The organism is Methylobacter sp., assembly GCF_023227905.1.
In the GTDB taxonomy this organism is placed as follows: domain Bacteria; phylum Pseudomonadota; class Gammaproteobacteria; order Methylococcales; family Methylomonadaceae; genus Methylobacter_A.
In genome coordinates this window covers 17,398-30,986 of sequence record NZ_JALOCF010000055.1, presented here as the reverse complement: position 1 = coordinate 30,986, position 13,589 = coordinate 17,398, and the positions used below count along the sequence as shown (strand labels likewise).

Annotated in this window: 10 protein-coding genes; 1 reads left to right on the top strand and 9 read right to left on the bottom strand. The window is 49.9% G+C overall.

The window, feature by feature from the left end:
* From M0R47_RS17960 to M0R47_RS17930, 7 genes are all read right to left on the bottom strand, one after another.
* Nucleotides 1–2,121, bottom strand: a 2,121-nt coding sequence (locus tag M0R47_RS17960; RefSeq protein ID WP_292557348.1) for a DUF4347 domain-containing protein, incomplete at its 3' end; no start/stop codon positions are given.
* A 65-nt stretch (nt 2,122–2,186) separates the two neighbouring features.
* Nucleotides 2,187–2,738 (bottom strand): efflux RND transporter periplasmic adaptor subunit, encoded by a 552-nt coding sequence (locus M0R47_RS17955; protein WP_292557346.1) that lies wholly within the window; start codon nt 2,736–2,738, stop codon nt 2,187–2,189.
* Nucleotides 2,739–2,848: 110 nt separating this feature from the next.
* On the bottom strand, nt 2,849–3,040 hold the full coding sequence (locus M0R47_RS17950; protein ID WP_292557344.1) for a biotin/lipoyl-binding protein: 192 nt from the start codon (nt 3,038–3,040) through the stop codon (nt 2,849–2,851).
* A gap of 185 nt (nt 3,041–3,225) precedes the next feature.
* Nucleotides 3,226–5,292, bottom strand: coding sequence for a DEAD/DEAH box helicase (locus tag M0R47_RS17945; protein ID WP_292557342.1), 2,067 nt, complete (start codon nt 5,290–5,292; stop codon nt 3,226–3,228).
* Nucleotides 5,285–7,432 carry a site-2 protease family protein gene (locus M0R47_RS17940; protein WP_292557340.1) on the bottom strand — a complete coding sequence of 716 codons (2,148 nt, stop codon included), beginning with the start codon at nt 7,430–7,432 and terminating at the stop codon, nt 5,285–5,287. The genes M0R47_RS17945 and M0R47_RS17940 overlap by 8 nt, the downstream gene beginning before the upstream one ends.
* Nucleotides 7,433–7,456: 24 nt before the next feature.
* Nucleotides 7,457–9,235: an HlyD family efflux transporter periplasmic adaptor subunit gene (locus tag M0R47_RS17935; RefSeq protein WP_292557339.1), complete on the bottom strand. Its 1,779-nt coding sequence runs from the start codon at nt 9,233–9,235 to the stop codon at nt 7,457–7,459.
* Complete coding sequence (locus M0R47_RS17930; RefSeq protein ID WP_292557337.1) at nt 9,236–9,478, bottom strand: hypothetical protein; 243 nt, start codon at nt 9,476–9,478, stop codon at nt 9,236–9,238.
* Nucleotides 9,479–9,978: 500 nt separating this feature from the next.
* On the opposite strand from M0R47_RS17930, the gene M0R47_RS17925 reads away from it, so the two are divergent.
* A complete protein-coding gene (locus M0R47_RS17925; protein ID WP_292557335.1) occupies nt 9,979–10,212 on the top strand; it encodes a hypothetical protein in 234 nt (77 codons plus the stop codon).
* Here the strand turns inward: M0R47_RS17925 and M0R47_RS17920 are convergent.
* Together M0R47_RS17920 and M0R47_RS17915 are read right to left on the bottom strand one after the other, a co-directional pair.
* Nucleotides 10,192–11,595 carry a hypothetical protein gene (locus tag M0R47_RS17920; RefSeq protein WP_292557333.1) on the bottom strand — a complete coding sequence of 468 codons (1,404 nt, stop codon included), beginning with the start codon at nt 11,593–11,595 and terminating at the stop codon, nt 10,192–10,194. The two genes, M0R47_RS17925 and M0R47_RS17920, sit on opposite strands and share 21 nt — an antisense overlap.
* A gap of 14 nt (nt 11,596–11,609) precedes the next feature.
* On the bottom strand, nt 11,610–13,535 hold the full coding sequence (locus M0R47_RS17915; RefSeq protein ID WP_292557331.1) for a hypothetical protein: 1,926 nt from the start codon (nt 13,533–13,535) through the stop codon (nt 11,610–11,612).
* Nucleotides 13,536–13,589: the final 54 nt, after the last annotated feature.

Here is a 13,589-nt window from a genome sequence, read left to right as displayed (position 1 = left end):
CGCGGCGCTGAGGTTGGTCGCGGTCGGGGCGTCGTTAACGGCGGTGCCGGTGATCGCCTTGCTGCCGGTCAGGGCCGGGGCGATGCCATCGCTGACGCTGGTGGCGATCGAAAAGTTGCTGTTGACGTTCAGGGCCGGGGTGAAGGTCAGGCCGGCGAGCAGGGCGTTGACGTCGGCGAGGGCGCCGCTGGCGCTCCAGACCCCGGCCGCGAAGGTCGAGGTGACGGCGCCGGACGTGCCGGTGTTCAGGCTGCCCGCGGCCACATCCGACAGGGTCAGGGTCGCGGTGACGCTGGCGCTGTCGACATCGCTGATGACGATGGCGGTCAGCGCCAGCGGTGTGTCTTCGCTGTAGCTCTGCGCGGCGCTGAGGTTGGTCGCGGTCGGGGCGTCGTTGACGGCAGTTATGGCGATCGTTGTTGAAACAGCGGTACTGCTGCCGCCATAAGGGTCGGTCGCCACCACATTAATGACTCGACTCGTTGTGCTGGGGGCATTCGAAGTGTTGTTGTAAGTGACTGTGCGCAATACCGTCTGATAGTTCGCTGCGGTGTCCGAGCCTGACAGTGTTAATACTCCGGCGTTATAAGAAGCCGTGATGGATGTTCCTGACGTCGTTGCAGTCAATGATTCGGCGGCACCGTCCAGTAAATTGCTGATTGTAATTGTCATGCCCGAAAGGTTCGGGCTGATAGAGTTGGAGCCCGCAGTCACGGTGGCATCGATGTCGGCGACCTTGACCGCCGGGCCGTCTTCTGTGAACGAAGTTGTGTAATTGCTGCCGGTGGCGCCTGAGCTATTATCAGCGTCCAGGTCCATGGATGGGGGCGTGGGTACAGTATAGGTAATCGATAATTGTGGCCGGTAAGCGATTGTCGCTTCCTCGGACGAATAGAATTGCACTGAGGTTATCCCGGCAGTCAGCAACCAGCCGTTATTGCTCGCAGGGTTGTTAATCCAGGATTGCACTGTCGAAGCCATAGACGCGCTGCTGAACGTTGCCGTACCGTTTAATCCTAGCAATGCACCCCAACTGGCATCGGCAGTGCTTGATGCTTCGCTGTTGTCGGTGGATACGCCGCTGCCTAAACTGCTCCATGTCGATGTGCTTTCCGACCAAGAGCTCAGCATCTTATACATATCAACGCTCGGCAATAACGCGATAGCGCTCGACGCGGTAAAGGTAACCGAAGCACTGGTTACAATGGAGCCTGCAGGAATACTGCTGAGATCGAAGCTTATCAGTGATTGCTGCGTACTACCCAACAGCAGCGGAGTAATTATTTGCAATGTGCCGGACGCCCCATAATTCGTGCCGGACAATGTGGAATCGAGATAAGTATCCGTGGTTCCGGTATAACCGCTCACGCCTTCCTGAAAAGTCGTAGTCGCCAAGATACCTTGCCAGTTAGCTTGTGCGGCTGCACTCGGGGCCACTAAGCTCTCAATACTGCCTGTGCTGAATTCCAGGTCCCAATCGCCGCCTAATGCCGAGTTGCCGGTCGCATCGACGGAAGCGGCGACATCGGTACTGGTTAGTTCGGATAAGTAGCCGATGAAATTTTGGCCGGATTGCGTTTCGGCAACATCACACCCGTAGATACGGATGTCGCCATTTTCAGTAAACGAGTTGCCCCAAGCAATGATCGTTTCCTGGTTGCGGGTCAGGCTTTCGATGTTGAGTTGGCTGTTGCCGATATCGATGCTGCCGTCGCTGCCGTGGGATATTAAATGCACGGCATCGAGATTGCTGTATTGGCTTAATGCCTGGGTGATTTGCTGTATGCCATCGCGGTTATTGTCCAGCAGGATGACTTGTATGTTTCGTTCGGCATCGCTTTGCTTGTAAATGTCATTGACCAGTTCTTGATAGTTTTCGACATCCGTATCGACAAAGACCAATTCCCGGCTAGCGCCGTCCTGGACTGGATTACTTGCAATGGCCGTATCGCCTGATTGCGCGGTTGAGTTGGTGCTTGAATCTATATCGACATAAGTCGCAGGCTGTGGCGACAGCTCTTGTACCATCACCCCTTCAATGCCATCGGAAAAAAGTTGTCGTGCTTCCAACTCTTCCATAATCAGTTTATGACTGAATTCACGCGCAATCTTGTTATTCATGACTTTACCTGGCTATCGGCTGTGCATGTTCTGACTGCTTGAGTGATCGACGTGTCATTCATTTATCAATTATGAGGTTTTGATGACGATGGCTCGGCAGCGGTTTTTTTGGTGTTGGCGGTCGGGAGCTCCGAAGGAAAATTAAATTTGGCGACGCAATTAACCCCGCCGACCAGCTTATCGTTGGGATTAGGCAGCGCCAAGCGCACGGTAAAGCTGCCGCTGGCCGGATCAATCAATTTATCCACTGTCGTTACGGTTGCCTGATAGGTTTGGTTGGCCGGCTTTTCAGGATGGATTTCAGCTGACATGCCTTTGCTTATTTGCCCAAACAACGCGGCCGGAGCCACCAGTTCAACCCGTAGCGGGTCGATCTGGGCCAATTTCATAATGGGCCGGTTTTCTACTGTTTCACCGGGCATGGCATAGCGCTCGATCACGATGCCGGTAATGGGGCTTTTGATGGATTTTTGTTCCAATTGGGCCGTCGCCAGTTTGAATTTGAGTTCCGCTATTTTCTTATCGCTGATGGCTTTATTTAACGCCAGCCGTGTCAAGTTCGCTTCGGTATTGGCCTTGTCGTCATCAGCCCATGACCCTGCCTGCTTTTTGTACAATTGGTCGAAACGGTCTTTGTTGCGCTTTGAAAATTCCGATTCAATCCTTTTACCTTCTATGACGTCGATAACCGACGCTTCCTGTTTGGACAGATTGACTTGCGCCGTTTCTACGGAAGACTCCAGTTTGCCAAAACCTGGCCTTTCTGGACGCTATCGCTGGTTTCCACCAACACGCTTTCCAGCACACCATCGACGGGACTGCTCAGTTCTACATACATTTCCGGCTTTACCATGCAGTCCAGCTCTGTCGTTTCAGCGGCCTGGAGTGCGGCAACATAGCCGCTGCCTAGTATGAACATAATCGTTATCAGCTTAGGGTTCATTGAAAATAACGGGTGGCTGTTTTTTTGCATGGGTTTTAATTTATTTGGTATTGATGAGCTACAGTATAAGCCTTAGCTCCAAGGTGCATAGCGGCAGGAAAAGTTTTTTCGGCCAGCAAGCTGTAGTTTGTAGCGCTTGCACAGCATTAATGGTTGCAAAATCATTCAAAACGCCCTGAGAAAGCCAATATTCTGGCTCGTTGCTTATCTTGCTTCATTAACTGATCGCGTATTTCGGCCTGTTGGTTTTCGATCTTTTTCTGCGGCCATCTCAGGATTATTCTTGCCAGCCTTTCAGGCACGAGTTGCTCATTTCCAGCAAGCCGGGAAAAAATTTTAAGCAAGGATTCCGGGTAAGCCTGCGCTATTCTTTCGTCTTGCAGCGAGATAAAGGCTTCCGCGCTGCCTGGGTCGCCTTGCCTGGCGCACCGGCCATATAATTGGCGATCTATGCGCAGGGCGTCGTTCCGCGCCATTGCAATCACATGCAGTCCGCCGAGCGCTATAACGCGTGCATCCAGTTCGATATCGGTTCCGCGCCCCGCCATATTGGTTGCAACCGTTATGTTTCCCGATTGTCCGGCCCTGGCTATGATTTCGGCCTCATGCTTGTTTTGCTTAGCGTTAAGCACTTGATGAGGCAGGCTATGCGCTGTCAGCTTTGCACTGATTTCTTCTGATTCCGCTACCGAACAAGTGCCGATTAAAATGGGGCGGCCAAGCCGGTTGAGCTCTTTGATGCGCGTTATCAAGGCTGCCCATTTGGCATCGGCGGCCAGATACAGCCGTTCCGGCAACATTTTTCTTCGGCAGGGTTTATAGGTCGGAATGTCAACGACGTGCAAGCCATACACGGAATGAAGCTCCGTTGCGACTTCCTTTGCAGTGCCTGAGGTTCCCGCCAGTTTTAAGTAGCGACTGAAAAAACGCTGGTAGCTGATACGGGTCAGCGGTTCCCGTTGATGGGTGATGGCGCAGCTTTCTTTGGCTTCAATCATCTGGTGCAGCCCCTGTTCCCAAGACCTGTCCGCCATGACCCGCCCGGTAAGTTGATCGATCAGCTGGATTTTGCCGTCGCTAACCAGGTAGTGTTTGTTAACGATAAACAGGTATTGGGCGGTCAGGGCCTGGGTTATCAAGGCGTTTCGCTGCCTTGTGCTTTGCCATAATTCAGCCATCGCCTGGGCCGCTTCAAGCAGATGTCTTTCGCCCGCTTCGGTTAAGGTGAGGGTGCGCTGGTCAAAATCTACCGTAAAATGTTCGTTAATGATGAGCCTTGACGCTAAATGCAAGGCATCGACATAGACTGCCTCGCTGTCTTCGGCAGGCAGGTTCTTTGAAATAATCAGCGGAGTCCCCGCTTCATCTATCAACACGCTGTCCGCTTCATCAATAATTGCAAAACATAAGCCGCGCAAGAACAAGCGTGATGAATGCCGGCGTTCTTTTTGTATCTGTTTAAATTGCAGCCGAAAAGGCGTCGTGTCTTCGGCCATTGCAATTTTATCCCGCAGATAATCGAAGGCTATCTGTTTATGGGTGGTGTGAACAATGTCGCCTGCATAGATTTTACGGCGTTGATCTGTTTCCATGCCGTCAATGACCGAACCGGCAACCAGGCCCAAACGCTGATAGAGCGGTTGCAGAAGCTCGGCATCGCGGGCGGCCAGATAATCGTTGGCCGTTATCACGTGCACCGGTATCCCTGCCAGGGCAGCGGTGCAGGCGGGCAGTGTTGCCGCCAGGGTTTTGCCTTCGCCGGTTTGCATTTGCGCGACCATGCCGTGAATCATCACCCAACCGCCTAACAGCTGCGTGTCAAAATGACGCTTGCCCAGCGTGCGGCCGGCGACTTCCCTGATGGTTGCAAAAGCTTGGATAACCCATGGCTCCTGTAAGCCTGACCGTTGTAAGTTTTCTTGGATATAGGCAATCTGGGCGGTTAAATCAGGCTCGGATAATTGCTTTAAGTCGTGCTCGTAGTCATTGATCCGGCTGACGATGTAGTTTTGGCTGTATTTTTGCCGGGTAAACAGGAATTTTGCGTCGGCGGCCCAACGAGCGATCAGCTTTTCAAAGTCGGTGTTTCGGGTTTCTTTTTTCTGCGGATATCTGCCGAGCAACACGCCGGGGCGGGGTTTATTATCCGGTCCGGCCGGTTTGGTAACATAACGTTCTACTGCCGTGTAAGAGGCCATATCCGCTGTATCGAATCCAGTATCAGACATTGAACTGCCTCAGAAATAATTGCCGCAAGCTTCTGTACCACTGCTTGGCCAGCGCTTGTCCGCCATGATCAAAACGCACATAAGTTCGGGTGCCGATCAGTATGGTCGGGTCCAATGGTGAGAACTCAACATCTACCAGAAAAAAATTCTCCAGGGTTACCAAGTCCTCTGTCCGGTCCGGGTCCAGAATCATTCTGCCACCGGCTGAGGTTGCAAGCGCTGCGCTGGGAAGGCGATTGGTGGCCTCTGGGATTATGCGGATAATTTTTGCCGGTATAACTTGATCCAAGTGATTGACCAATCTTATCTGCACGCGCTCCGTACCCGCTTGCAGTTTACCCATATCGTCTTGAGTGACCACGGTGCGAACGATAGGCAGGGAGTTATTAATTACATAGCCGATCAAGTCGCCCTGTTTGAGGAATTGGCCGGGTAAATCATCCGCATCCGGTATTAATAATTGGCCTTGCGTTGCACTTTTAAGCTGCATGGACTGCACGTTTTTTTGCGCGTTGGCTAACTCTGCCTGGACTGCCGGTATCTGTTCTTTGAGTATTTGCGCTTTTATCAGATCGTTAAATTTTTCTGCCCGATAGTTGGCTTCCAATTCCTTTAACTTTGCCAGCTGAATTTCTACCTGGGTTTGCAAAAAAGGGTCTTCCAACTGAAGGATGTCCGTGCCATTGTCGACCTGGCTGTTATTTCTGGTTAACAACGGCCCGGAAAAGCCGTCGCTTTCCGCCCTTAACTGGGCGTTATCGGGCACCCACACAATGCCCTCTGCCAAGGTGTAGGACGGAAAAGGCACGATAGAGATCAGCGCCATTAAGACAGCCAGCAGCGCGCCGCAACTGCCGATGACTCGGCAGCGTTTTTTCTGGATACTGGGGCTGGCGGCAATAAAACGCAGCATGTTGAATAGCGGCAATACGATTTGGGCAATCACTAACCATAAAGCCAGAACTATGCCGATAGCAAAAAACTTGTCCGTGACGTAAACGATGATGAACCACAGCAAGGCCATTCGGTAAGTCATCGACAGGAGGCTGTACAAGATAAACCAGGACGATTCCCACGATGTGTAAGCCGGCGATGCCAGCTGCTTCAAGCCGAAGAGATAGCGTTGGCACAGATAGCCCCAATATTTTGCCGAGCGCTGGAAAAGGTTGGGGATATCGATCGCGTCGGCGAGGACGTAATAGCCGTCATATTTCAGTAAGGGGTTGCCGTTAAAAAATAGCGAAGAAACGCCGCCGATCAGCATGATGTTGAAAGCAATATCCCGCACTATGCCGGGCTCGGCCATCAACCAGATAAACAGGGCCAGGGAGGCGAGCAACAGTTCAACGATAATGCCGGCGGCCCCGACCAGCATGCGTTTATATTTGTTCCTGAAACTAGTTACGGTAGAGACGTTGATGTAGGGGATGGGAATGAACATCATAAAAATGATGCCCATTTCATGCACTTCCCCGCCTTCCAGCTTGGCCGTAAATGCGTGGCCTAATTCATGCAATATTTTAATGCCCGGATACAGGATAAACAGGAGGGTCAGGTTATAGGGCGACAGCGTATTAATAATTATATTGTTGCCCAGCTCATGCCAGTGCATTGCCGCCAGCAAGGATGCGGTCAATACGATGGACAGCCATGCCAGAGCGATTGTCCAGTTGAATAACCCGCTTACTTTGGGTAAATGCCGCTCAAGAAAATCATCCGGGTCCCAGAGCGGAAATTTTTGGGAAAGGGGATTACTGACGCGTTGCTTGATCTTTAAATTTTGATGCTGTTCTTGCCGATGAAACAGCTCGTCTATATCCGTTGCCGCATTCGAGAGCAGTAGATCGGCGCTATGAAGCTGGCCCAGCAGTTGTATCACTTCATCCTGGGTCGGTGCGAAATCGCCCTGCTGATCGTTAACCAGTTGCCAGGCTTCATTGACGGTGCGCTCGCCATCCAGCAGGCCGATAATCCTGAAAGCTGCGGCATTGAAGCGATGATGCCGGCCGGAAGACTTATCTTCAAGAATAAACCAGATCTGCCCGCGATAATCATGGCGGTGCACTTCAATATGCTTACGCAAACGGGGCGTTAACGCTTGAACACGGTACCACTGCGGGCTTAATAATGACTCACTCACGACCCATTCCTTAAACTGATGCCATTAGGGCCACCAGGACCAGAACCATAAGCTTGCCCAGTCGACCAGCTCATGCGTCCAAATCCATAACAGCGGCTTTTGGCCTGCGTTGATTTTTCCTACGCCCGCCATGCCCGGTCTTAAAAGATCGGAATGGTTATGCAGGCTGGCTTCTACACGGAAAATATTGTTGCCGCCTTCTACCCGGGATACCGCGGTGATTTTTTCGACGGTCAGCGGGATGTGCTGTTCCGGCAGGCTCGATAAGGCCAAGGCGCCGGTCTGCCCGGCTTGCACATAGGAAATGAGCCGCTCGTTAACATTGAGCACAACCCGGTAGCCTTCCAACGGCGCCATTTTAAACAGACTGGCGCCCCGTTCGACCGGCGAGCCCAGCGATTGGCTGAGATCGCCTTCAATCACCACGCCATCGAATGGGGCCACAATTGATGTGCGCTGCAATTGCTCATGAATGAGCTGAAGCTGTGCTTTAACTTGCTCAAGTTGCGCGCTGAGCACGCTGACTTTTACCAGATCCCTGTCGGACATCGCCTCCCGGTATTCCCGGGCAATTTGCTGCTGTTGGCTGGCTAACTTAACGGCTTCCAGCTTTAAATCGGCATCGTCCATCATGGCCATCAACTCGCCTTTTTTTAGCGTATCCCCGGCGCGGGCATCCGCCGTTAATATGAAACCCTGCATAGGGGCGGCAACGACTCGTTGCACTTTGCCTTCCAAGACAGCATCAGCATGGATTTTAAAGTCGCCTTTGATAGTGTTCGTTGCGCCCAGCAGTAAAATTAACGCCACAGCAGACAGTTTCAGGCCCAGATGGTTAAGGCCAAATAGCCCGGAAAGCTGTTTTTTCAGGCTGCTGCCGATTTTGTAAGGCAGGCCTTGTTCTTCTGTACGCTTCAGATGCAAAAAAGGGCTCAGCAGCGACAGGGTTTGTTCTAGCAGCAGGACTGTTGCGGGCGCAAACGGATTTTCTTCGCTACGTTCCAGTGTCATTGCCGCAAAAGTCGAGTCCTGGTAAATCAGCGGCAGCGTGCAGATTGAGCCTGAGCCATATTTTTTCGCCAATTCCAGATGGGCTCGACTAATGTAGCCGGGCTTCTGTTTTGCCGGCGGATGAACAATGATCCTGTCCTGGTCAACGGCTTCATCCATTGCATTGGCAAGGGTTCGCATCAGGTTGGCCCTGGAATCAAAGTTGGCGCTATTGGACAAGGCAATAATTTCTGCATGGTTGCGTTTAACTTCGCCTATCGATACGCGCTCACATTGAAATTGCCGGGTGAGCTCTGTTATCAGCGCTATTAACGTTTCGTTGTAAGTGTCTTGATCGAGACAGGCGGCTGCCAGGCTTACGACTGTTGCATAAAAGTCCTTGGAACTGCCGGTTTGTGGTTGTGCTGTTAAAAGTTCCGAAAGTTCCAGCCATTTCTTGCCTTGGTCCAGAGCGGCGAGAATTTGCTGTTGATTTTGTTCTGACTGGAGGGCGGTTTTTACGGCGATAACGCCGACTAAATGTGTATCGATAAAGATAGGAGAAGCAAAGTAATCGAAAGCCTGCTGATCCGATTCGGGCGCCAGTACATTTTGGTTGATGACGGAGACGCCCTTTTTGAGCGCCAACTGGGAAATGGTTAACAGCTCCAGAGGCTCTTTGCTATTAGCGGGCCATTGTGCCAAAGGCAGCAAGGCGCTGCCGTCGGGCTCTATCATCAATAATAAAGCGCAACAACAACCTGTAATTACTTTGCACTGAATATCCAGCCAACTTTGAGCAAAGTTATCCATTTAAAAATCCTTACACTGCTGCGGATCTTGCTGGGCAAGACGCTTATGGTAGGGAGATTCAACAACAGGCCGTAAGGCATGAAAAACCTTCTGAACATTTTTCGGCGTATCGAGGCTGGCAGGATATCGGTCGTCTTCATGGCGCTTAACGATTTTCAATGCCGGCGAGGAAACGGCAACTTGTTGTTCACGAGCGTCGATAAAGCCGACTTCGACCTGGGTTATAGTGTAAGCCAGGTGCACGATGGCTGTTTCCAGTGGGTAATGTTGAGCTTTCTCAGGCTCAAAACGGCACTGGGCAATTTCTTGAAAATTTCCGCTGTTAAATTGGAGTTTGCGAATCCAATTTTGGGAAAGCCGCCAATACCGGAATTCTTATCGGCCACTAACGTGTGAAGGTAAGTGTCAGGTAATGAGAATAAGCAAGTTACCTTGCCGATTGCATTTTGAATAATAGCTGCATTTAGCTGAGCGTGAACCATTGTTGACTTCCTTTTATCCAATGCCGAGGCATTAAATTATTTTTATTATGAGTGATAAAAGTACGCATTTACTTACAGTATAAACTATTTTCACTCATCCCCTAGAAAAGGGAAAACATTTTTTAATTAGGCTTGTTTTCAACAGCTTGGCCTATAAATCAGGCTGTTATGCCGAGCGGCGAGCGCCTCAATATCGACGTTTGAGGTTGCCGCAATAATCCGGTTTCACCGATCGGATGGTAAGTAAGGGGCGAAGTGCTGTTGAAGCTGATGGTATTCTGGTTACCGGCAGCAAGGGTTTCATTATTGCACATTTTCCATTTTGGCGCGGAGCTTGCCGGAATTGATATAGAAAATCACCGGCTGCGATTTAAGGACATTTTGAATGTGCCGCTTGAGCACTTGGACATCGAAGAAGTTGAGGGCGTGAAGCGGTCGGCCAATATTTTCCGGCAAAACCGTTTTCTACAGGCTTTAAAAAATATCGTTTTTTAGCAACTGCAAGGCCAGTTTTTTAGCGCCGCTTTGCAATAGCTGTTGTCTTGTTTCCATTTCCTGTTGCGCTGTTTGCTCTTGTATGGTGCTTGATCTTTCGTTTATCTGAAGTTCGGCTGTTAAACGTTTTTTCTTTGTTGAATACACTTTTGCAGAGATTTTAACCCTATGTTCTGTTGCGACATCTTCGCCGCTATAGAAGTCGTATTGGGGTTTCTTGGAAGAGCTGTCAATATCGTGCCAAATAACGACCTTAATGCCTTTTTTATAGCAAGTATCAAGAAACTTCGAAAAGTCTGGCGAGGGAATAGGGCTGGCCGGAGGTGTTAACTTAGCGGTATTCATAACTTCGTACATGCCGCTGTTGATCAAGGCGTTTTTAATCGCCTGGTCATTTAATGCAGACCTGTCGGATTTACGACTGCCGAAAACTCCAATTTCTAACGGGTCGTCCAGCCGTTGAATCCATTTTTTTGAATCACGGGCTTCCGGACCGTAAGGTTGCTTTTTAATGATATTTTCGAATTGTTTTAGCGCCCTGGACTTATCGCCGGTATGGGTGTAGCTCGCCCCGGTATAAAATAATGCTGCCGGCTCGTCAGAGGCTATGTTTGATGCCTTTGCGAATAAATATAAGGATTGGTAATAATTTTTTTTATCGTATTGAAACTGCCCCTTTTCATAAAGATTTTTAAAAAGCTCAAAATCAGGCAAAGCCCCCCGGTTCCTCAAATTTTCCGCTTTTTTGATTTCAAGAAGGGAGAGAAGCTCCTGCGGAGGCCGGGCGTAAAAATCATTGATAATTTGGGTGGCGGCGGAAAAAGCAGCCCGATAGCCTGTTTTTCCGACTTCTTCCATATCCGTAAGCCAAGTCTTTACGAAATCCATGTGCTTGCTTTTACTTTCGCCGATGGCTTCATCCTGCCATAACGCATTGCCGCCTAAGTCATAGGCAGTGACACGTAATTTTGTTTTCGCTTTTATGTAACCTGAAAAAGCGCCAACAGCATCGCCATAACAAGAAAGGACTTCCGGTCTAATGACGGCTTCAACATCCGGCCTGTAGTTACCGTCATAAGGAGGCAAAGAGTTAACCAGCGTCACCTTGTCAAATATGGCCGAGCCCATCTTCATGGCGATCGGGAGCAAATATTTCCCTACATTCATTTGAAAGGTCGTGCCCATTCTTTGCTGCTCGTAAATGTAGTTTTTAAGGTCATCGCTCAAGTACATGCCAACCTTGATGGGCATCTTTTTCCTGACAAGCCGGGATTGACGCATATCCTTGACGGGGTCAGCCACGATAGGAACATTGTAGGCGCAACCCGATGCCGCTATGGCAATAACTAACACAACATAAAAAGCGCAACGGTTAAATAACATGGGTTCTCCAAGGCTTATAGGTCATCTCGGGAAGGCGGCGCAAAACTGCTCGTTTTGGGTTTCCACTTTTTACTCTTGGCGATGTTTGAAGCGAGACGCGTGTTGCTTCGCGAAGCCGTGACGTATCCGGCATTTGCGCCCGGACTCCTTAAAACCCCAGCTAATGGCTGCTTTGGTGTGTTTTTTATATTCGCATGGGGTTCAACAGCCAGGGCAGGCGGACAAGCGATGCCATCGCAGCGGGAATCTTCAGGAAACTTTAGGGCAAAGTCCCAGTCCTGAGAATGAAAATGCATTGCGATGAGATGTGGGGGCGGTTGGGTTGCCGTCCAATCGGCACAGTGGCTATTAATGCGAAAACCCAGTTTGTCTTGGTCCCTGCATTCGAAACCGTAGTGCGTCTTGCCTTTCAACGACTTAAAGCCGTCTCCCCAGAACGCTTCGGCACTTTTATCGAGAATGCCGTCTACCCGGCTAAATTGCTGATAGTGAGCAACCTGATCCGCATTAACGGGCCTATTTTCGGCTTCAGCCGGTGTTTGCAATGGTTCTGGTTGCGGCATTGCGGGGACATACGGCTTTTCCGGAACAGACGACATATCGAGCTTTTCTTGCTCAAGGGCGTGCTTAGTCACTGAACTGCCGAACGAATGGGACAGAATGGTTAAAACAACCACGCCCGCTGTCGCGCCGTGTATCAAATTAGAAGGTGGCTTGAGTATATTCAGGCCATTTTTTAGTGTTGTTTTAACGATAAATTCAGCAACGGAATAAAAAAGTATTCCCGCAAAAATGGCGCTAATCAGGAAGTATAAAAACGGTGAATGGCTAAAGGAGCCGATAAAACCGGCACAAGCGGCCGCAAGGGGCACATAAGTCCTTCTGAAACTGGCGGCAGCTTCAAAGTTATTCAGGATAACCCTGAAAGATATCAAACAGGGAGGGCCGCCATTGGTGTCAAGGGTAATTGTGCCTCTGGCATCATAGGTATTGGCAGGCATCTTGGCGGTAAGGATGGAGATATCCAGGGTTTGTTCGGAGTTACAGGCGAGATTCCCTCTCTCAGGCACTAGCCATTCGGCATCCGACTTTATCTTGCCTTGCAATTGGCCTTTATGGTCGTTTTTGATGACGATCGTTTCAGTCAATTGCGAACCTTTTTTTACATCCTTGTAAAGATAGCCATCCATTTTGCAGATGACTTTCAAGACCGGAACACCCTCTTCAATCGCTGGTTTTGGCTCGTTTATCTTTTTGTCATAGGCTTCTCTCTTTTTGCGGTCTTTCAGGATTTCCCAGCCGTCTGAAACCCTGTCCCATCGCGCCTTATCTTTTCCATGTACATACCGGTTATATTCTTTTTCATAGACTCTCAGTATTTCCGAGTAGTCCGCATCCTGGGGAATCCCGAACAGTTCATAGTAGGTCTTACCGGAAAATTCATCGTGCGGCACATAAGCGGACGTTGACGGCATTTCAACCGCTTTTACCTCATCGGCCTCCATCCACAGGGTAATCATGTTGATGATTTGCGTTTCGGACAAGCCAATTTCCGTGCCTTCTTCGATGAGGTCTTTTTTCTGTTGAGCACTCAGCTCTCGATCAGCGCGTGTAAGAGATACAAAACGATTGCGCAGCTCCTTTACGCTGAGCTCAAGCAAATGATTGTCATATTCGGATCGGCATTCACATAACAGAGATTCAATGGCCCGTCGTGAGGAAATAAACTCTTTTGTTAAGGTTTTCCAACCGCTGACGTATTGCCTGGAGAGATAGAACTTGTAATTCTCGTCAATGCCGGCTTTTATCTGTTCCTTGGTCGCTGTTTTGTCGATATCAAGAAAATCGTACAAAGTAGTGCTGGCGGTATATTCTCCGCAAATTTGGGCGGTCATCAGGAGCCGTTCAACCTTCTTTAAATTTTCTTTAAATTCGGACATCGTTTTTCCCTTGGTACGGCTTCTGTTGGGAGATTACCGTGTAATCATTATCAA

Bases quoted from the DNA above. Each gene is read 5' to 3' on its own strand.
- M0R47_RS17950 (WP_292557344.1), bottom strand. From the start codon at position 3,040: ATGTTCATACTAGGCAGCGGCTATGTTGCCGCACTCCAGGCCGCTGAA.
- M0R47_RS17945 (WP_292557342.1), bottom strand. From the start codon at position 5,292: ATGTCTGATACTGGATTCGATACAGCGGATATGGCCTCTTACACGGCA.
- M0R47_RS17935 (WP_292557339.1), bottom strand. From the start codon at position 9,235: ATGGATAACTTTGCTCAAAGTTGGCTGGATATTCAGTGCAAAGTAATT.
- M0R47_RS17920 (WP_292557333.1), bottom strand. From the start codon at position 11,595: ATGTTATTTAACCGTTGCGCTTTTTATGTTGTGTTAGTTATTGCCATA.
- M0R47_RS17915 (WP_292557331.1), bottom strand. From the start codon at position 13,535: ATGTCCGAATTTAAAGAAAATTTAAAGAAGGTTGAACGGCTCCTGATG.